Annotated in this window: 16 protein-coding genes; 10 read left to right on the forward strand and 6 right to left on the reverse strand. The window is 68.1% G+C overall.

Features of this window, described 5'->3' with window-relative positions:
- Window positions 1–18 precede the first annotated feature (18 nt).
- The 4 genes from AC1RL8_RS10890 to aspT (AC1RL8_RS10905) form a co-directional block, all read right to left on the reverse strand.
- A complete protein-coding gene (locus AC1RL8_RS10890) occupies window positions 19–1,725 on the reverse strand; it encodes a molecular chaperone HscC (RefSeq protein WP_492685290.1) in 1,707 nt (568 codons plus the stop codon).
- 87 nt (window positions 1,726–1,812) lie between these two features.
- A complete protein-coding gene (locus AC1RL8_RS10895) occupies window positions 1,813–3,486 on the reverse strand; it encodes a bifunctional aspartate transaminase/aspartate 4-decarboxylase (RefSeq protein ID WP_447743333.1) in 1,674 nt (557 codons plus the stop codon).
- A gap of 55 nt (window positions 3,487–3,541) precedes the next feature.
- The gene (gene aspT / locus AC1RL8_RS10900) at window positions 3,542–5,230 is read right to left on the reverse strand and encodes an aspartate-alanine antiporter (protein ID WP_492685291.1); all 1,689 of its coding nucleotides are present in this window, start codon (window positions 5,228–5,230) and stop codon (window positions 3,542–3,544) included.
- 73 nt (window positions 5,231–5,303) lie between these two features.
- Window positions 5,304–6,992, reverse strand: a complete 1,689-nt coding sequence (aspT, locus tag AC1RL8_RS10905) for an aspartate-alanine antiporter (RefSeq protein ID WP_492685292.1) — start codon at window positions 6,990–6,992, stop codon at window positions 5,304–5,306.
- A gap of 467 nt (window positions 6,993–7,459) precedes the next feature.
- Here aspT (AC1RL8_RS10905) and AC1RL8_RS10910 point away from each other — a divergent pair, with 467 nt between their 5' ends.
- From AC1RL8_RS10910 to AC1RL8_RS10925, 4 genes are read left to right on the forward strand one after another with little or no spacing between them, the layout of a single operon-like run.
- Window positions 7,460–8,473, forward strand: coding sequence for a sugar ABC transporter substrate-binding protein (locus AC1RL8_RS10910; protein WP_492685293.1), 1,014 nt, complete (start codon window positions 7,460–7,462; stop codon window positions 8,471–8,473).
- A 29-nt stretch (window positions 8,474–8,502) separates the two neighbouring features.
- Window positions 8,503–9,462, forward strand: a complete 960-nt coding sequence (locus AC1RL8_RS10915) for an ABC transporter permease (protein ID WP_095947395.1) — start codon at window positions 8,503–8,505, stop codon at window positions 9,460–9,462.
- Complete coding sequence (locus AC1RL8_RS10920) at window positions 9,462–10,259, forward strand: ATP-binding cassette domain-containing protein (RefSeq protein ID WP_095744828.1); 798 nt, start codon at window positions 9,462–9,464, stop codon at window positions 10,257–10,259. Before AC1RL8_RS10915 ends, AC1RL8_RS10920 begins: the two co-directional genes overlap by 1 nt.
- Window positions 10,252–11,475, forward strand: coding sequence for an ROK family transcriptional regulator (locus AC1RL8_RS10925; RefSeq protein WP_492685294.1), 1,224 nt, complete (start codon window positions 10,252–10,254; stop codon window positions 11,473–11,475). Before AC1RL8_RS10920 ends, AC1RL8_RS10925 begins: the two co-directional genes overlap by 8 nt.
- 13 nt (window positions 11,476–11,488) lie before the next feature.
- Here the strand turns inward: AC1RL8_RS10925 and AC1RL8_RS10930 are convergent, their stop codons facing one another.
- On the reverse strand, window positions 11,489–11,932 hold the full coding sequence (locus AC1RL8_RS10930) for a hypothetical protein (protein ID WP_492685295.1): 444 nt from the start codon (window positions 11,930–11,932) through the stop codon (window positions 11,489–11,491).
- On the reverse strand, window positions 11,917–12,174 hold the full coding sequence (locus AC1RL8_RS10935) for a hypothetical protein (RefSeq protein ID WP_062475704.1): 258 nt from the start codon (window positions 12,172–12,174) through the stop codon (window positions 11,917–11,919). The genes AC1RL8_RS10930 and AC1RL8_RS10935 overlap by 16 nt, the downstream gene beginning before the upstream one ends.
- A gap of 200 nt (window positions 12,175–12,374) precedes the next feature.
- On the opposite strand from AC1RL8_RS10935, the gene AC1RL8_RS10940 reads away from it, so the two are divergent.
- The 6 genes from AC1RL8_RS10940 to AC1RL8_RS10965 all read left to right on the forward strand — a co-directional run bounded on the left by AC1RL8_RS10940 (window position 12,375) and on the right by AC1RL8_RS10965 (window position 19,307).
- Complete coding sequence (locus tag AC1RL8_RS10940; RefSeq protein WP_492685296.1) at window positions 12,375–13,016, forward strand: hypothetical protein; 642 nt, start codon at window positions 12,375–12,377, stop codon at window positions 13,014–13,016.
- Window positions 13,017–13,163: 147 nt separating this feature from the next.
- The gene (locus AC1RL8_RS10945) at window positions 13,164–14,288 is read left to right on the forward strand and encodes a 3-deoxy-7-phosphoheptulonate synthase (RefSeq protein WP_070059418.1); all 1,125 of its coding nucleotides are present in this window, start codon (window positions 13,164–13,166) and stop codon (window positions 14,286–14,288) included.
- Window positions 14,289–14,687: 399 nt separating this feature from the next.
- Window positions 14,688–15,212 (forward strand): Csu type fimbrial protein, encoded by a 525-nt coding sequence (locus AC1RL8_RS10950; protein WP_492685297.1) that lies wholly within the window; start codon window positions 14,688–14,690, stop codon window positions 15,210–15,212.
- A 33-nt stretch (window positions 15,213–15,245) separates the two neighbouring features.
- Complete coding sequence (locus tag AC1RL8_RS10955) at window positions 15,246–15,995, forward strand: fimbrial biogenesis chaperone (protein WP_492685298.1); 750 nt, start codon at window positions 15,246–15,248, stop codon at window positions 15,993–15,995.
- Between the two features lie 25 nt (window positions 15,996–16,020).
- Complete coding sequence (locus tag AC1RL8_RS10960) at window positions 16,021–18,345, forward strand: fimbria/pilus outer membrane usher protein (RefSeq protein ID WP_492685299.1); 2,325 nt, start codon at window positions 16,021–16,023, stop codon at window positions 18,343–18,345.
- The gene (locus AC1RL8_RS10965) at window positions 18,333–19,307 is read left to right on the forward strand and encodes a Csu type fimbrial protein (protein WP_492685300.1); all 975 of its coding nucleotides are present in this window, start codon (window positions 18,333–18,335) and stop codon (window positions 19,305–19,307) included. Before AC1RL8_RS10960 ends, AC1RL8_RS10965 begins: the two co-directional genes overlap by 13 nt.
- Window positions 19,308–19,315 lie beyond the last annotated feature (8 nt).

A 19,315-nucleotide genomic window follows, 5' to 3' on the forward strand; every position in this document is an offset into this window, starting at 1 on the left:
GTGTCGTCGCTCCCCAGCTCAGTCGGCCAGATGGCTGTCGCGTTCGATCTGCTGCAACTGCTCCTGGAATTGGCGGTGCGCTGGGGCGATGACGCGCTTGTCCTGCGTGGCGAGCGCACGCTCGAACTCCGAAATGCACATGCCGAGCCATTCCCGCACGTCGCCGCGCAGCTGCTGGTAGATGCGCTCCCCGCGCGCCAGCAGCGTGCGGTTTTCCATGCGGTCGCGCGGATGGATCTTGAGTTCGCTCAAGGCCATCAGGCGCTCCTTGATCTCGGTCTCGCTCAACAGCCCCGGGTTGCCTTCGATCAGCAGGCTGAAGGTCTCCTGGGTCTTCTGGACCGTGGCCTCGATCTGCAGCAGGCCGTTGACGTCATAGGTGAAGCGCACTTCGACCGCCGCCTCGGACACCGGTCCCTGCGGCAGCGGCACGTGCAGCGTTCCCAGGTGCACGTTGTCCCGCACCATCCGCGACTCTCCCTGGAACACGTGCAGGTCGACCGAGGTCTGGGTGGCGGAGTTGGGGACGTAGCTCTTGGAGCGGCTCACAGGCACGGTGCTGTTGCGTTCGATGATGGGGTCGAAATGCCCATGCGTGGCGGTGGTCTCGCTGAGCCAGCGGCTCACTGCCACGCCGAGCGAATAGGGCGCGACATCGGTCATGACCACTTCCTTGAGCGCCGCGTCCCGCGCCTTCAATCCCGCCTGCACTGCCGCGCCCAGTGCAACGACTTCGTCCGGGTTGAAGTCGATCGACGGGAAACGACCGAACATCGTGGTCACCAGCCGCCGGATCGCGGGCATGCGCGTGGCACCCCCTGCGAGCACCACTGCATCGAGTTCGCCGGCACGCAGGTTGGCGTCGCGCAGCGCGCGTTCCACCGGTGTGCGCAGGCGCTTGAGCAAGTGCGCGCAGGCCTGTTCGAGCGTGGTTTCATCGATCTGCAGGCGGTGCTGCACCGACTCGTGCGCCACGTTGATTTCGGCACTGGGCTCGGTGCTGAGGAGGCGCTTGGCCGCTTCGGCTTGTGCGGCCAGGCGTTGCATGAACTGGGCGTTGCTGCGCAGGCTCGCCGGCAGAGCGTTGCGTTCGAAGAAGAGGGTGATCAGCGATTCGACGAAGTCCTCGCCGCCCAGGAAGTTGTCGCCGGCCGACGCACGCACCTCCATCACACCCTCGAACATTTCGAGGATCGATACGTCGAAAGTGCCGCCGCCGAGGTCGAACACCAGAAAGCGCGTTTCGGCGCCCATGTCGTGCATGCCGTAGGCGAGTGCCGCGGCGGTGGGCTCGTTCAGCAGCCGGTCGACCTTCAGGCCGGCGAGTTCGCCCGCCGCACGGGTGGCTTTGCGTTGCGCATCCGAAAAGTACGCGGGCACGGTGATGACGGCTTCATGAACTGGTTCGCCCAACATGGCCTCGGCATCGGCCTTGAGTGAACGCAGCACCAGTGCCGAAAGCTCCTCGGGCCTGAAGCTGCGCTTGCCCAGGCGCACCGTCTTGTTGCTGCCCATGTAGCGCTTGAAGACGGCGGCGGTGCGGTCCGGATGCGTCTGAAGCCGTTCCCTGGCGGCCTTGCCGACGAGCACGGTGTCGTCCTCGTCGAGGCTGACGCATGACGGCGTCAGGTATTCGCCCAGTCCGTTGGGAATCAGAACGGACTTCCCTTCCCGCCACACCGCCACCAGGCTGTTGGTCGTGCCCAGGTCAATGCCTACGATCATTTCTCGCCCCTTTGCGATCCCTCTTTTATGCCTTTGATCGTATGTCAAAGGCATACATTTCGGGGCCGCGCAAGGGGCGGAACGAGGCTACTTTTTGCCGCGTTTTGCGGGTTTAACGACAGTGGTCTTGCCTACGCCGCCCTTGGCCGCCTTTCCCGCGTTGTCCACCTTGCCGCCCCCCACCTCCTTCTCGAACATCGCAAAGTACTCCGAAGCCATCTTGCGCAGCGAGCGCCCGATGTTCGCGTAGTCGTACTCGTTGAGGTTGGCCAGCGACACGCGACCCGACGGGTGCTTGCCGCCGAAGCCGCGACCGGGCAGCAGCACGATGCTGGTTTCGGCGGCGATGCGGAACAGGGCCTCGTTGGGCTGCAGCTTGGTCAGGATCCACTTGCCGAAGCGCTCGCCGTGCATCTGCGTGGCGATGTCCTGCAGGTCGAGCAGGTGGTAGTAGCTCACCGAGTTCGGGTCGGGCTGCAGCGGCAGGCCGAGCTCGCGGTACAGCGCTTCCTTGCGCCGCGAGACGATGTGCTTCATCGACTTCTTGTAGGTCTCGCCCTCGTCCATGAGGCAGAACAGCGAGAACATCACCATCTGCGCCTGCACCGGCGTCGACAGGCCGGCCGTGTGGTTCAGCGCCACGGTGCGGCTGTCGGCCACGAGGCGGTCGATGAACTTCAGCTTGCGCGGCTCGGTGGTGATGGAGCTGTAGCGCGCGTCGAGTTCCTTTCGCTTGGCCTCGGGCAGGGCGGCGATCTTGCGGTCGAGGATGTTGTCCTCGTGCGTGGCGACCACGCCCATGCGCCAGCCGGTGGCGCCGAAGTACTTCGAGAACGAATACACCAGGATGGTGTTCTGCGGGCAGATCGCGAACAGCGACAGGAAGTTGTCGGCGAAGGTGCCGTACACGTCGTCCGTCAGGATGATGAGGTCGGGCCGCTGCTTCACGATATCGGCGATGTAGCCCAGCACCTCGTCGCTGATCTTCACCGAGGGCGGGTTGCTCGGGTTGCACAGGAAGAAGGCCTTGACCTTCGGGTCGAGCAGCTTCTGCAGCTCCTTCTTGGTGAACTGCCAGTTGTTCTCCGGCGGCGCGTCGATCAGCGCCTCGATGAGCTGGTAGTCGTTCAGGTGCGGGATCTCGATGTAGGGCGTGAAGATCGGCATGCCCAGCGCGATGGTGTCGCCCGGCGACAGCAGGTGGTTCTCGCGCAGGCTGTTGAACAGGTAGGTCATGGCGGCGGTGCCGCCTTCCACCGCGTACATGTCGAACTTGCCCACGAAGGGGTGGGTGCCGATCATTTCCTTGTGGATGTACTGGCCCACGACGATCTCGGTCAGGCGCAGCATGCGGTCGGGCACCGGGTAGTTGCAGCCCAGGATGGCCTCGCACATCTCGTAGATGAAGTCGCCGGCCGACAGGCCCAGCTGGTCGCGCACGTAGGACACGGCGGCCTCGATGAAGCGCACGCCGGGCTCGCCCTCGTGCGACTTGGCGAAGAGCTCGAAGCGCGCCTCGATGCCCTCGCGCTGCGGAAAGCCGCCCACGTCCGCCATGTAGATGTACGAGCGCTCGGCCTCGGTCATGGCGAACAGGCCGAACTGGAAGAAGCCGTGGCGCGGGGTGGTGGCCAGAAAGTTCGGGTTGCCGCGGCCGGCGTTGAGCATGAGGCGGTCACTTTGTCGTGCGACCTGGATCAGCGCATCCTTCAGTTCGAACGGGCTCAGGCCGCCCAGCTTTTTCACGTCGCCGAAATCCATGGAGTACTCCTTGGTTGATAAAAAGAAAGAAGAAAGAAAAGGGAAGGCGCGGTGCTCAGACCAGCGCCACGATCAGCGGCCCCAGCAGCGTGAGGAACACGTTGGCCAGCGCGTAGGTGATGGCGAAGGGCACGGTGGGAATGGCGTTCTCGGCCTTGCCCAGCACTTCGCCGAAGGCCGGGTTGGCGCTGCGCGAGCCGCTCAGCGCGCCCGCAAACACTGCCGTGTTGTCGTAGCGCAGCACGTAGCGCCCGAACAGCATGGTGAGAATCATCGGCACGAGCGTGACGACCACGCCGACGCCGAAGATGGTCAGGCCCAGCTCCTTGATGGTCTGCACGGCCTGCAGGCCCGACGTCAGGCCGACCACGACCACGAAGCCCGCCAGGCCCAGGTCTTTCAGCAGCTGCACCGCGCTGGGCGGCAGCGCGCCGAAGGTCTGCTTCTTCGCGCGGTACCAGCCGAACAGCAGGCCCGACAGCAGCGCGCCGCCGCCGGCGCCGAGCGTCAGCGGGATGGCGCCGATCTTCACGCTCAGCAGGCCGACCAAGAGGCCCACCACCAGGCCCGCGCCCAGGTACACGAAGTCGGTCTTGGCGCTGGGCACGATCACGTCGCCGACGAGGGACGCGACGCGCTTCACGTCCTGCTCGGCACCGAAGATCGACACCAGGTCGCCCACCTGCACCACGGTGTCGGGCTTCATCGGCAGCACCTGGCCCATGCGGCTGAGCTGCACCACGAAGATGCCGTGGCGCACGCCGCCGGCGGTGGCCTGGCGGATCTGGTCGACGGTCTTGCCGCCGAAGTCCTTGTTGGTGAGCACGATCTCGCGCTTGTTCAGCGTCAGCTCCATGCCGTCGACCGCGTCGACCTCCTTGCCCAGCAGCGGCGCGCTCGCCACCACGGCATCGCGCCGGCCCACGGTGAGCACGTAGTCGCCCTGGCGCAGCACGAGCGTGGGGCTGACCTCGACGAACTTGCCGTCGCGCTTCACGCGCTCGATGGTGATGGTGGTGGCCGGGTTGGCGTTCTCGATGTCGGCCACCGTGCGCTGCGGATCGCTCGTGAGCTGGTAGATGCGCCCGACCAGCGAGGGCGCGGCTTCTTCCTGGTCGGGGCCGAGCACCTTCACGCCGGCCTGCATCGCGGTCTCGGCCGCGATCGCGTCGTCGCGGATGCTGCGGCCCATGAGCTTGGGCAGGATGTTGACGCACACGATGATCGCGCCGAACGAGCCGAACACGTAGGTCACGGCATAGCCGATGGCCACGTTGCCCTGCAGCCGCGCGGTCTCGGCCGCGGCGAGGCCGAGCTTGCCGATGGCGTCGCCCGCCGTGCCGATGATGGCGCTCTGCGTGAGGCCGCCGGCCGCCACGCCCGCCGCCAGGCCCTTGTCGAGCCCGAACAGCTTGGCCATGACCACCACGGTCGCCAGGCCCGTGGCCGCCATCACCGCGGCCAGGATGATCTCCTTGATCGACTGCTTGCCCAGCGAGCTGAAGAACTGCGGCCCGCTCTCGAAGCCCACGGCGTAGATGAACAGCGCGAACAGCACGGCCTTCACGCCGCCGTCGATCTGCACGCCGACCTGGCTCACGATCACCGCCACCAGCAGCGAGCCGGCGACGCCGCCGAGCTGGAACTTGCCGAACTTGATCTTGCCGATCCAGTAGCCGACGGCCAGCGAGAGGAAGAGCGCCATTTCGGGCGATTTCTTGAAGAGTTCGTGCAGCCAATCCATAGGGGAAGTCCTTTCAGGGCATCAATGAGAAGAAGAGAGAAGAGAAGGGCGTGGAGCGTCTCGGGTCGTTGTCTTATTTCGCGTGCTGCACCAGGCCGGCCAGGGCCACGATCAGCGGGCCCATCAGCGGCAGCACGACGTTCGAGATGGCGTAGGTGATCGTGTAGCCCAGCAGCGGCGTGGCGTTGCCCGCGGCGTTCTGCACCGCGCTGAGCGCGGGCGTGCTGCACTGCTGGCCGGCGATGGCGCCCAACAGCACCGGCGCCTCGAGCTTGAGCAGGCGGTGGCCGACGAACAGCGAGATGCTGGCCGGCACCACCGCGACGGCGATGCCCACCAGCGGTAGCGCAACGCCGAACTTCTGGACCAGCGCCAGCGCCTGCGGCCCCGAGGCCAGGCCCACGCAGGCGATGAAGGTGGCCAGGCCCAGGTCCTTCATGAGCGCCAGCGCGTCGGCCGGCACGCTCAGGCGGTGCGGGTGCTTGGACTGGTACCAGCCGAAGGCCAGCCCCGTGAGCAGTGCGCCGCCGCCGGTGCCGAGCGAAAACGGAATGCCGCCGAGCTTCGCGCTGAAGCTGCCGATGAACACGCCCAGCAGGATGCCCGCGGCGGCGAAGCTGATGTTGCTGCGCGTGGAGGCGATCACGCGGTCGCCGACCTGCGCGATGGCGCTCGCCACCTCGGGCGCGGGGCCGTAGAGCTTGAGCACGTCGCCGCGCTGCAGCGTCAGCGCGTTCACGAGCGGCATCGCGTGGCCGTCGCGCGCCACGCCGATCACCTGCACGGCGGACGGCAACTCGTTTTCCAGCATGCGCAGCCCGCGGCCGAACCATTCGCGGCGGTTGGCGACGACCTCGGTGGTCTCGACCACGGTGTCGAAGGCGGTAGTGTCGGCGAACTCGCGGCCCAGCAGCTCGCCCACGTTGACGAGCGCGCTGCGCCGGCCGATGGCCAGCACCTGGTCGCCCACGCGCAGGTGCAAGTCGGGCTCGACCGCGAGGCTCTGGCCGTCGCGCACCACGCGCTCGATGCTGGCCTGGCGCCCGAGGATCGACGTGAGCTCGCCGACCGAGCGGCCGCGGCCCACGGTGACGCGGAACACGCGCCCGACCATCTCGGGCGTGGCGCTGGCGGCCTCCGGGTCGTCGGCGCCGCCGCCCATGGTCTTCCAGAGCTTGTCGGCTTCGGCGCGCAGGTTCACGCGCAGCAGCAGCGGAAACACCTGGCTCGTGACCACCACGATGGCGATGAGCCCGAACACGTAGGTGATGGAGTAGGCCGTGACCACGTTGGCCTGCAGCTGCGCGATCTCGGCGGCGGGAAGCGACAGCTTCGAGATCGCGTCGGTCGCCGTGCCCACCACGGCCGATTCGGTGGCCGCGCCCGCCATCAACCCGGCGGCCGTGCCGCGGTCGAGCGACAGCAGCACCGTGGCGCCGAGCACCAGCGCGAGCACCACCACCACCTCGACCAGGCACAGCAGGCCCAGCCGCAAGCCCTTGGCGTCGAGGTTGGCGAAGAACTGCGGACCGCCCGCGTAGCCGAGCGCAAAGATGAAGAGCATGAAGAACACGTTCTTCACGCTGTCGTCGAGCCGGATGCCCAGCTGGCCGACCACCAGCGCGGCAATCAGCGTGCCGCAGATGCCGCCCAGCTGGATCGGGCCGAAACGGATCTGGCCCACCGCGTAGCCAATGCACAGCACCAGAAACAATGCGATCTCCGGACTGTTTCTGAGTATTTCCACAAGGTGGCCGAACATGTGCCGCGATCCCTCCGGGTTATTTGTTCATTCGAGCGGGTCGGCGGATCGCAACGAAAAAAGGAGCACTGCATCCATTGGCATCAACGGCTGGCGAGTGGCGGGGTTCCAGCGAAAACTTTATTTTTCGTTTTGCGAATTGCCGATTCTTTGCATCTTCGATGACGATAAATCAACATCCATGACAATTGTCAAAATCAGAAAAGAATTGAGCGAGCGGCAATAAAAACGAGGCCGTTTGAATTACAAATTACGCGCTGCACGGAATCCTCCGTCGCAGTCAGCTCTGACCGCACGAACCTGTCCGGCCTCGGGTTTCCGATAACTCAAGTTGCTTGATTTAGTCGGTCGACTGCTCGATAGTCCCCCTCGTCCGAATGCCTTCCCGCTCGTTGGCGGGTCGTCATCCGGTTCCATAGCAAGCACGGCAGGCGCTGTGCGCCCGCCCCCCTGAAGGAGACAACCTCATGTTCATCAGCCCGCGCTTCGTTCCCGCCCTGGCCGTCCTGGCCCTGGCCGCATCGGCCACGTCCACGGCCCTGGCCGCCGACCCGCCTGTCATCGGCCTGGTCACCAAGACCGAGACCAACCCCTTCTTCGTGAAGATGAAAGAGGGCGCGCAGGAAGAAGCCAAGAAGCTCGGCGCCAAGCTGCTGTCGGGGGCAGGAAAGGCCGACGGCGACAACGCGGGCCAGATCACCGCGATGGAAAACATGATCGCCGCCGGCGCCAAGACCATCCTCATCACGCCCAGCGACGCCAAGGCCATCGTGCCGGCGATCAAGAAGGCGCGCGACAAGGGCATCATGGTGATCGCACTCGACAGCCCGGCCGATCCGCCGGACGCCACCGACGCGCTCTTCGCCACCAACAACTACACGGCCGGCGTGCTCATCGGCGAATACGCCAAGGCCGCGATGGCCGGCAAGACGCCCAAGATCGTCGCGCTCGACCTGCTGCCGGGCCATCCGGTGGGTGCGCAGCGTCACAACGGCTTCATGAAGGGCTTCGGCCTGCCGGCCAACGACGCCAAGTCGAACGAGCTGTCCAAGTCGCCCGAGATCGTCTGCATGGCCGACAGCTTCGGCGACCAGGCCAAGGCGCAGACCGTGATGGAGAACTGCCTGCAGAAGGCGCCCGACGTGAACCTGGTCTACACCATCAACGAGCCCGCCGCGGCCGGTGCCTACAACGCGCTCAAGCGCGCGGGCAAGGAGAAGGGCGTGATGATCGTCTCGGTCGACGGCGGCTGCCAGGGCATCAAGGACACGGCCGCCGGCATCATCGCCGCGACCTCGCAGCAGTACCCGCTGAAGATGGCCGCCATGGGCGTGGCCGCGGGCGTCGAATTCGCCAAGACCGGCAAGAAGGCCTCGGGCTACGTCGACACCGGCGTGACGCTCATCGCCGGCAAGAGCGTGGCCGGCGTCGAGAGCAAGGACACCAAGACCGGCACCGAGCTGTGCTGGGGCAAGAAGTAAACGGCCCCGGTCTATAGGGAGGCACACCGATGGCGAAATCTCCGACGCACCACATCCCGTGGGGCGCCCTCGGGCCGTGGCTGGCCCTGCTCGGCGCCTGCATCTTCTTTGCGACGCAGTCCGAGCGTTTTCTCACGGGCGGCAACCTGTCGCTGATCCTGCAGCAGGTGATGGTGGTGGGCGTGATCGCCATCGGCCAGACGCTGATCATCCTCACGGCCGGCATCGACCTGTCGTGCGGCATGGTGATGGCGCTGGGCGGGATCATCATGACGAAGTTCGCCACCGAGCTCGGCATGCCGGTGCCGCTGGCCATCCTGTGCGGCATCGGCGTGACGACGCTGTTCGGCCTGCTCAACGGCCTGCTGGTCACGCGCATCAAGCTGCCGCCGTTCATCGTGACGCTGGGCACGCTGAACATCGCGTTCGCGATCACGCAGCTGTACTCGTCGTCGCAGACCATCACCGATCTGCCCGCCGGCCTCACGGGCCTGGGCACCACCTTCACCATCGGCAGCGCCGAGGTGGCGTGGGGTTCGGTGCTCATGCTGGCGCTCTATGCGCTCGCGTGGTTCGTGCTGCGCGAGACGGCGGCCGGCCGGCATGTCTACGCGATCGGCAACAACGCCGAGGCCACGCGGCTGGTGGGCATTCCCACGCAGCGCGTGCTGCTCGCGGTGTACGTGGCGGCGGGCGTGTTCTACGGCATCGCCTCGCTGCTGTCGGTGGCGCGCACCGGCGTGGGCGACCCGAACGCGGGCCAGACCGAGAACCTCGACGCCATCACGGCCGTGGTGCTCGGCGGCACCAGCCTGTTCGGCGGGCGCGGCATCGTGCTGGGTTCGCTCATCGGCGTGCTGATCGTGGGCGTGTTCCGCAACGGGCTCACGCTGATGGGCGTGTCGTCGATCTACCAAGTGCTGGTGACAGGCGTGCTCGTGATCCTGGCGGTGGCGGCCGATCAACTCTCGCGCAAGGGAGCCCGCTGATGAACACCGTGGCCAATCCCAAGATCGTGATGCAGGCCAAGGGCCTGGTGAAGCGCTACGGCCAGGTCACGGCGCTCGACGGCGTCGACTTCGAGCTGCGCGAAGGCGAGATCCTCGCGGTGATCGGCGACAACGGCGCGGGCAAGTCGTCGCTCATCAAGGCGCTGTCGGGCGCCATCGTGCCCGACGAAGGCCAGATCCTGCTCGACGGCGCGCCGGTGCATTTCCGCAACCCGCTGGACGCGCGCCGCGCCGGCATCGAGACGGTCTACCAGGACCTCGCCGTCGCGCCCGCGATGACCATCTACGAGAACCTTTTCCTCGGCCGCGAGTTGCGCCGCCCCGGCTTCCTGGGCAATGTGCTGCGCATGCTCGACAAGAAGAAGATGCTGCTCGAAAGCACGGCGCGCATGGCCGACCTGAAGGTCGGCATCCAGTCGATGACGCAGGCGGTCGAAACCCTCTCGGGCGGCCAGCGCCAGTGCGTGGCCGTGGCGCGCAGCGCGGCCTTCGCGCGGCACGTGGTCATCATGGACGAGCCCACCGCCGCGCTCGGCGTGAAGGAAGGCAACATGGTGCTCGAGCTGATCCGCCGCGTGCGCGAGCGCGGCCTGCCCGTGGTGCTCATCAGCCACAACATGCCGCATGTGTTCGAGGTGGCCGACCGCATCCACGTGGCGCGCCTGGGCAGGCGCGCGGCCGTGCTCAATCCGAAGAAGATCAGCATGAGCGACACCGTGGCCGTGATGACCGGCGCCATGACCGCCGACCAGTTGCCTGCGGAGGCGCATGCTTGATACCGATGCCCTCGAGCGCCCGTCGGCGCTGCTGCGTCCGCGCGGCTCCAACCAGGTGGGCATGCGCCAGTTCAACGAGCGCGTGGTGCTGCAGGCGCTGCGCGTGCACACCAGCCTGCCCAAGGCCGACCTCGCGCGGCTCACGGGCCTGAGCGCGCAGACCATCGGCCTCATCACCGCGCGGCTCGAGGACGACGGCCTCATCGTCAAGCAAAGCCGCGTGCGCGGGCGCATCGGCCAGCCCTCGGTGCCGCTTGCGCTGAACCCCGACGGCGCCTTTGCCATCGGCGTCAAGCTCGGGCGGCGCGGGGCCGAGTGGCTGCTGATCGACTTCGCGGCGCGGGTGCGCGAGCACCACGCGATCCGCTACGAATTTCCGGACGCCGCGGCGCTGCTGCCCGTGATCGCCGAGCACATCCACCGGCTGCGCGACGGGCTCGGGCCGCTGGCCGCGCGCAACGTGGGCGCGGGGCTGGCGGCGCCGTTCCAGCTCGGCGGCTGGCACCGCACGCTGGGGCTGTCGAAGGCGCAGTCGGACGAATGGAACCAGATGGACCTGCTGGCCGAGGTGCGCGCGCGCACCGATGTGCCCGTGGGCTTCGCGCGCGACACCGTGGCGGCCTGCGTGGCCGAGCTGGTGACCGGGCGCGGGCACGACCTCAAGAGCTTTCTCTACATCTTCGTCGACACCTTCGTGGGCGGCGGGCTGGTCATCAACTCGCACCTGCACACCGGCGCGCATGGCAACGCGGGCGCGCTCGCGTCGATCCCGATGCGCACCGAGAAGCCCTCCGAAGGCCTGTCGACGCAGGTGGTGGCCGAGGCGTCGCTGTGGGAGCTCGAGCAGCGCCTGCGCGCCAAAGGCCTCGACGCCACGGCGGCCTACGACGACCGCGCGCTCGAAGCGCCGTTCGCCGCGGCCACGCAGGCCTGGCTCGGCAGCGCGTCGCGGGCGCTGGCGCATGCCATCGTCAGCAGCACGGCCGTGCTCGACCTGGCCGACGTGGTGATGGACGGCTCGATGTCGCGCGCGCTGCTCGACGCGCTGCTGGTGCAGACCCGCGCGGCGCTCGCGCAGTGCAACTGGGAAGGCCTGTGGGCGCCGCAACTGCATGGGGGCAGGGCGGGGGCGCAGGCGTGTGCACTGGGCGGTGCGATGCTGCCGCTGCACGCGAACTTCGCACCGGACCACGACGTGTTTCTGAAGGCGGGGTGAGCCGCTCGAGAGCTCAGGGACTCGCCGAGGCGTGCAGGTCGCGCGGCAATCGCAGCGTGGTCGCGCGAGCGTCCTCGGGGCACGGCCCGTCGGAGTAGGCCGCATCGCCCTCGGGCATGACGCACTTGTACACCTCGACGACGGCAGGCACGGACTTGGCTGCGGGGGCGATCACCGGGGGCTCGAAGTGCGTGTTCGTCAGCGTGGCAGGTTCCTTGGATGCGCGGGTCACCGCATCCGGGAACGTTTCGCGGGCGGTCGATCTGTCGGGCTCGGCCTCGACCGGAACGACTGCCGTGGTCAAGAGCGCAGCACGCGCCGCGCTCTCGTGCACCAGGTCTTTCAAGGTCACATAGAAGAGCGACATCGCCACCAGTGCCACGCCCAGGCAAGGGGCCCAGTACCGCCGGGGGTCACCTGCAGGCGGGCGGGCCCGCGGAGTCAGCGCCGCGGCCATGCCAGGCCTCCGTTCTGCAACACGCCGGCCAGCTTCGCGATGCCACCGGTGCCGCTCGCCGCCCGGCCGATCAGCGCGCCGCCGGCGGCGCCCGCGACGACTCGCATCAGGAACGACCGGCTGCGGCCCGCGGCCAGCAACAGCAGCACGCCGGCGCCGAGCACGACGAGGTGTTCGCCGGGGTAGTCGGCGCGCGCCGCATCCACCTGCTTGATCTTGTCGATCGTCTGTTTCAGGTCCATGGCTGAAGCTCCTTGTCGTGTTCAGCCGTTCTTACCGGTGGGCGCCGGGTTCCGCTGTAGGCCGGCGCCATGCGCGGTGACGGAATCCGCCGCGAAAACGCCGTGGAGAAAGCCGCATCGCACGGGAAGCGGGGCGCTCTCGATAATGCAACCCGCTGGTAGAGAACCCCCACACACGCAGAGAAGTTGAGAACCGCGAAATGAGTGCTGCAGATTTTCTTTTCGCCCCCGAGGTGCAAAAGCTCTTGATGGTCGCCTACGCGGCGCCCGACCAACCCTTGTCTTCCAGCGAGCTGGCCCATCGCTCGAAGCTCGACACGGCCGATGTGGAACGCACCTTGGCGCACCTCGTCAGCAGCGGCATCCTGAAGAAGCAAAAGCCGAAGGCCGAGGAGGCCGAGACCTTCTCGATCGACCGCGCGTTCATCTTCCACGACGAACTGCGCAACATCGCGCTCAAGTCGTTCGCCGCGGCGGAGCCGGTTCGCGCGATGTTGCGCGGCAAGTTCAAGGCCTCGGTCGTGCGCGCCTTCGTGCTCGCAGAGGACGAAGACGGCACCCTGGAGCTGCTCGTCGTGCACGGCCAGTCGATGCCCGACGAAGCCACCCTGGCGGCCGCCTGCCGGAAGCTCTCGAAGACCATTCACCGTCACCTGAAGGTGCACGTCATCTCGAACGCGAAGTTCAACGGCCTCACGCCGCGCGATGCACTCAAGCCGAAACCCGCGGCGCTCGAGATCATCAAGCTCGGGGATACGAAGGCGCCGCTGCCCGTCGAGAAGGTCGGCCTCCTGCAGAGTGCGAGGAAGAAGTTGGCGACGCTGTCGCGTTCGTCGGCGTGATCGCCTGGCTTTCGTCCTGTGAGGCCAGCGGCCGTTGCAGGCCGCGACGGACCCCGACGCGTTCCTGAAGGCGACCTGAGCCGGGGGAAGAGGGCGTGCTGGGGGACAATCGAAGCAACCCCCTCGACATCACAGCATTCCACGATCATGTCCCGCCTCGACGACCCCCGCCACGACGCCGAAGTCGGCTCCCGCGACAGCACCCTCGACACCACCCGCATCGACGACGTGCGCATCGGCGCCGTGCGTCCCCTCATGACCCCCGCGCTGCTGCAGGAGCGCGTGCCCGTGCGCGACAACACGCTCGCTCTGGTCGAAGGCAGCCGCGCGGCCATCGCCGACGTGCTGCACGGCCGCGACGACCGCTTGGTGGTCGTGGTCGGCCCGTGCTCCATCCACGACCACGACCAGGCCATCGAGTACGCGCAGCGCCTGAAGAAGGTGGCCGATTCGCTGCAGGACGACCTGCTCATCGTCATGCGCGCCTACTTCGAGAAGCCGCGCACCACCGTCGGCTGGAAGGGCTACATCAACGACCCGCACCTGGACGGCAGCTTCGCCATCAACGAAGGCCTGGAGCGCGCGCGGCGCCTGCTGCTGGAGCTGACCACGCTGGGCCTGCCGACCGGCACCGAGTTCCTCGACCTCTTGAGCCCGCAGTTCATCGCCGACCTGATCGCCTGGGGCGCCATCGGCGCGCGCACCACCGAGAGCCAGAGCCACCGCCAGCTGGCCTCGGGCCTGAGCTGCCCGGTCGGTTTCAAGAACGGCACCGACGGCAGCGTGAAGGTGGCGGCCGACGCCATCCTCGCGGCCCGCGCGCCGCATGCCTTCATGGGCATGACCAAGATGGGCATGGCCGCGATCTTCGAGACGCGCGGCAACGACGACTGCCACGTGATCCTGCGCGGCGGCAAGGCGCCCAACTATTCGGCGGCGGATGTCGCTTCGAGCTGCGAGGCGCTGCTGGCCAACGGCCTGCGCCCCCAGGTGATGATCGACGTCTCGCACGGCAACAGCAGCAAGCAGCACCAGCGCCAGATCGTGGTGGCCGAGGACGTGGCCACGCAGATCGCGGCCGGCGAGCGGCGCATCACCGGGATCATGATCGAGAGCCACCTCGAGGAAGGCCGGCAGGACCTGAAGCCCGGCGTGCCGCTGAAGCACGGCGTGTCGATCACCGATGCCTGCATCGGCTTTGCGCAGACGGTGCCGGTGCTCGAGGGGCTGGCGTCGGCGGTGAAGGCGCGGCGGCGGCTGGCCAAGGCCTGAGGCTGGAGGGGGCAGGGCAACTCCCTGCCGCCTGCGCCCGGGCGGGTCCGGGCCACGCTGTGAGCCGGCCCGCATCGACTTCCTGAGGCTGCCCGGCCTCGGGCGCCATCAAGCCCTGCGCTTGTTGCGACCACTTCCCCACCCGCTATCGACCGCACCAAGGCCTCCACTTCGCGGAGGCGGGGGGCGCTTTGACTGTGGTGGAAATGTAAACAATGCAAACAGTTTTCCAATTGTTACGAGAACTAGATCACGAAACTTGAGCCGAGGCGCCGTGAATCCGAGGGCAAACGGGCCGGTTGTGGGGCATCCTTGCGCCACTTTGTAGTCAAAACGTATGCAAAATGATTACAAAATACCGACCTGTCAGGTCTTATTGATTACATTTGGAGTGCTTTCATGCTCAAGCTCGCAGTCGCCGCGGCGGCCACCGCCACCCTCGTTTTCGCATCCGGTTCGGCCCTGGCTGACACCGCCGGTGCCAGCTTCCAGGTCAAGATGACCATCGTGCGCAGCTGCTCGGTGACCGCCGGCAGCGCCTCCGACATCAGCCTGGGCACCACCGTGCAGCCCACCGCCACCAACCAGACGGGCAACAACACCATCTCGGTCACCTGCTCCAAGACCACGCCCTACACCGTCGGCCTGCTGCCTTCGTCCACCAACGGCGGCACCACCGACGGCACGGGTGCCATGTCGTCCGTCGCCAACTCGGCCACCAACACCGACAAGGTGCCCTACGCGCTGTACTCCAACGCGGGCAACACCATCGTGTGGGGCAACACCATCGGCACCGGCGCCAATGTGGTCGGCGGCACGGGCACCGGTGCGGCGATCACGCACACGGTCTACGCCAAGAACACCAACGCCAACTTCACCCCGGACAGCTACGCCGACACCGTCACGGTGACGGTCACGTACTGAGCCAGAGCTGAATCCCCGAGCCAGAGCTGAATCGTGAGACGTGCACTTGCCATCCTCGGACTGTGGGGCGCATGCCTGCTTGGCGGCGGTGCGGTCCAGGCGGCCGGCCTGCAGGTCTCGCCGGTCACCCTGACCCTGGCGCCGACCCGGCAGGGCGACGGGCTCTGGCTGAGCAACACGGGAACGGCGCCGCTGGATGCGCAGATCCGCGTGTTCCGCTGGACGCAGGTCGACGGACAGGACCGCATGGAGCCGGCGGACGGACTGGTCGTCAGCCCGCCCATGCTGCAGCTGCCCACCGACGGACGGCAACTGGTGCGCGTGATCCGCAACGGCCCGCCGCCCGCCGGTGCGGCGGAAGAGGCCTACCGCGTGCTGGTGGATGAGCTGCCCGTGCCCCAGGCGGCGGGTACCGCGACGGACGGCAAGAAGAGCAACCTGAACTTCGTGATGCGGCACTCGCTGCCCATCTTCGTGTCCCCGGCGGGCGCGGAGCCAGCCCCCGCGCAGTTGCGCTGGAGTCTGCGGCGCGAGGACGGCAAGGCCGTGCTGGAAGTCAGCAACAGCGGCGGGGTGCATGCCCAGCTGGCGGACCTCGTGTTCACCGGCGCGGACGGCCGCGCCGTCGCCGCCTACACCGGCTTGCTGGGCTACGTGCTGCCCGGCGCCACCATGCGCTGGCCGCTGAAGACGTCGCCCGCCGCCCTGGCCGGCGCGGGTCGCTGGCAGGTCATGATCGATGGCAGAACGACGGACGCCAACCTCGCGCCGCTGGCGCGCTGAGCGGGCCGGGTTCGCTGCGAGGGCCTTGCTGGCTCCGTTTGCACTGGCCCTGACCACGCTTCCCGCCCACGCAGCGCCCGCCGCGCAGTCCGTGCCGGCGGCCATGACGCTGTACCTGGAGGTCAGCCTCAACGGCATGGCGCGCGGGCTGCACCCGTTTCGCCTGCAGGCCGGGGCCTTGTCGGCCTCCCGCGCGGTGCTGCGCGAACTGAGTTTCTCCCTGCCCGACAACGGCGCCGAATGGCTGCCCCTGCGCGACCTGCCCGGGCTGGTGGCGGACTACGACGCCGCGCGCCAGCAACTGAGCCTGACCGCGCCGCTGGCGATGCTGCAGCTGCCCACGGCCACGGTGGGGCAGGCGGCAGTCACCGCGCAGCCCTTGAGCACGTCCACCGGCCTGCTGCTGAACTACGACCTCTATGGCACCCAGGGCAGGGGCGGCAGCGCCAGCCTGAGCGCCTTCGGCGAGCTGCGCGCCTTCCGCGGCGCCAGCGTGCTCAGCACCACCTGGCTGATGCAGCGCACGCACGTCACCCAGGGCTGGAAGGACCAGTCCGTGCGCATGGACAGCACCTGGAGCATGGCCTTCCCCGACAGGATGCTCACCCTGCGCGTGGGCGACACGCTCACCGGCGCCGTGCCCTGGTCGCGCGCCACGCGCATCGGCGGCATTCAGCTGTCGCGCGACTTCGGCCTGCAGCCCTACCGGCAGACCGCACCGCTGCCCAGCTTCATCGGCTCGGCCACGATGCCTTCGGACGTGGAACTGTTCATCGACGGCATCCGCCAGTACAGCGGTCAGGTGCCGGCGGGGCCCTTCCAGCTCAACGCGCTGCCGCGCATTAACAGCACGGGCACGGCACAGGTGGTGGTGACCGACGCGCTGGGCCGCGCCGCCACGCTGAGCTTCTCGCTCTTCGACAGCAGCCGCCTGCTGGCGCCCGGGCTGAGCGACTGGACGGTGGACCTGGGCGTGGTGCGCCGCAACTACGGCCTGCGCTCCTTCGACTACGGCAAGCAGCCGGTGCTGACCGGCACCTGGCGCCGGGGCCTCAGCGACAGCTTCACGATGGAAGCGCATGGCGAGGTGACGCGCGGCCTGGCGCTGGCCGGCGCCGGGGGCGTGTGGCAACTGGGCGCGGCGGGCACGCTGTCGGCGGCGCTGGCGGGCAGCCGGCACGACGCCGACACCCCCGGCGGCAGCCGCAGCGGCACGCAGACCAGCCTGGGCTACCTGTGGCGGCAGGAGCGCCTGTCGGTGGGCCTGAACGGCACGCGCACCCAGGGCGACTACCGCGACGTGGCCACGGCCTACGGCTCGGCCCCGGCCAAGGGCAGCGCCAGCGCGAGCGTGGGCTACGACATGGGTGGCCTGGGCAACGTCAGCGTCAGCTACCTCTACCTGCGCCCGGTCGGGCAGAACGCGTCGCGCTACGCCAGCGTGAACTGGTTCCGTTCGATCGGGCGCACGACCTCGGTCTCGGTGGGCATGAACCAGAACCTGGACAAGCGCAGCGACCGCGGCATCTTCGTCGGCCTGAGCTGGTCGTGGGAAGCACAGACCAGCGTGAGCGCCGGCGTGCAGCGCAGCGGCGACCAGGGCACCGTGGGCACCGTCAGCGCGCAGCACTCCCCCCTCGGCGACGGCGGCTGGGGCTGGCGCGCCACCGCGCGCACGGGCGGCGGCACGACCGGCGGCCAGGCCGAAATCAACTACCTGGGCCCCTACGGCCGCGTGCAGGCCGGCGTGAGCGAGATGGGCGGCGGCCGCGCCAGCCGCTACGCCTACGCCGGCGCCAGCGGTGCGCTGGTGCTGATGGGCGGCGGGGTGCTGGCCGCGCGGCGCATCGACGACGCCTTTGCGGTGGTGGACACCGACGGCGTGGCCGGCGTGCCCGTGAAGCTCGAGAATCGACCGGTGGGGCAGACCAACTCGCGCGGGCTGCTGCTGGTCGTGCCGGTGAACGCCTACCAGAACAACAAGCTGGCGATCGACCCGATGGACCTGCCCGCCGACGTGCGCATCGAGCGCGCCGAAAGCCTCATCACCCCGGCTGGCCGGTCGGGTGCACGGGCGCATTTCGGCATCACGCCCGTGCGGGCTGCCCACGTGGCACTGACGGACGCGCAGGGCCAGCCCTTGCCGCTGGGCAGCCGCGTGCAGGTGAACGGCCAGGATGGCGGCGGTGCGGTGGTGGGCTACGACGGCTGGGTGTACCTGGACACGCTCGACGTGCGCAACACGCTGGCCGTGCGCACGCCCGACGGCGCGGTGTGCCGGGCACAGTTCGACTGGCGGCGTCCCGAGGGCGGTGGTTTGCAGAAAGAGCGGTTGACATGTGGACGTTGAGATTCGTGAAACTGGCGCTGGCGCTCTCGTGCCTGCTGGGCATGGGCGCGGCGCATGCCGACCCGAGCTGCTGGGTCGCCAGCCAGCCGAGCTTCGCCTTCGGCACCGTGACAGCGTCGGCGGCGACGGACACCACCGCCACGGTCGGCTTCGCGTGCCAGAACGACACCGGCCAGACCATGTTCTTGAGCTACTGCGTGTACGTCTCCCAGGGCAACGAGATCGCCGGCTACGCCCCGCGCTACATGACCAACTGGAACGGTTCGCAGATGGCCTACAACATCTACGCCGACGCGGCCCGCAGCGGCATCGTCGGCCCGCCGCCGGGCGGCGGCACCTACGCCAGCGCGGGTGGCACCTTCGTGCTGCCGGCCAGCGGCGGCAACGTCGCGTTGAACATCCCGCTGTATGGCCGCGTGCCGTCCGGGCAATCGCTGGCGGCGGGCAGCTACCAGGCCAACATCTACAACTCCGAGGTCGTCTGGGGCATGAAGAGCGGCAACGCGCCCGACAGCTGCACCGCGAGTTCGGCCAAGTACGTCGGCAGGACGAACTTCTACACGCAGGTCACGGCCCTCTATTCCAACGCCTGCACCGTCAGCGTGGCGGCCACCGACCTGGACTTCGGCAGTGCCAGCTCGCTGAGCGCCGCGGTCAACGGCACGGCCGCCATCACGATGGCCTGCCCGCCCAGCACCGCCTGGAAGGTGGGACTGAGCAATGGCGTGAACGTGGCGGGAACACAGCGGCGCATGGCGGGCGGCACCGGTGACTACATCCAGTACGAGCTGTACCGCGATGCTGCGCGTTCGCTGCGCTGGGGCAACACCGTCGGCACGGACACGGTCGACGGCAGCGGCAACCCCGGCAGCAGCATTCCGGTCTATGGGCGGGTGCCGGCCCAGACCAATGTGACGCCGGGCAGCTACAGCGACACGATCACGGTCACCGTGACCTACTGAATCGCCAT

The organism is Variovorax sp. GW822-FHT04E09 (assembly GCF_058800845.1).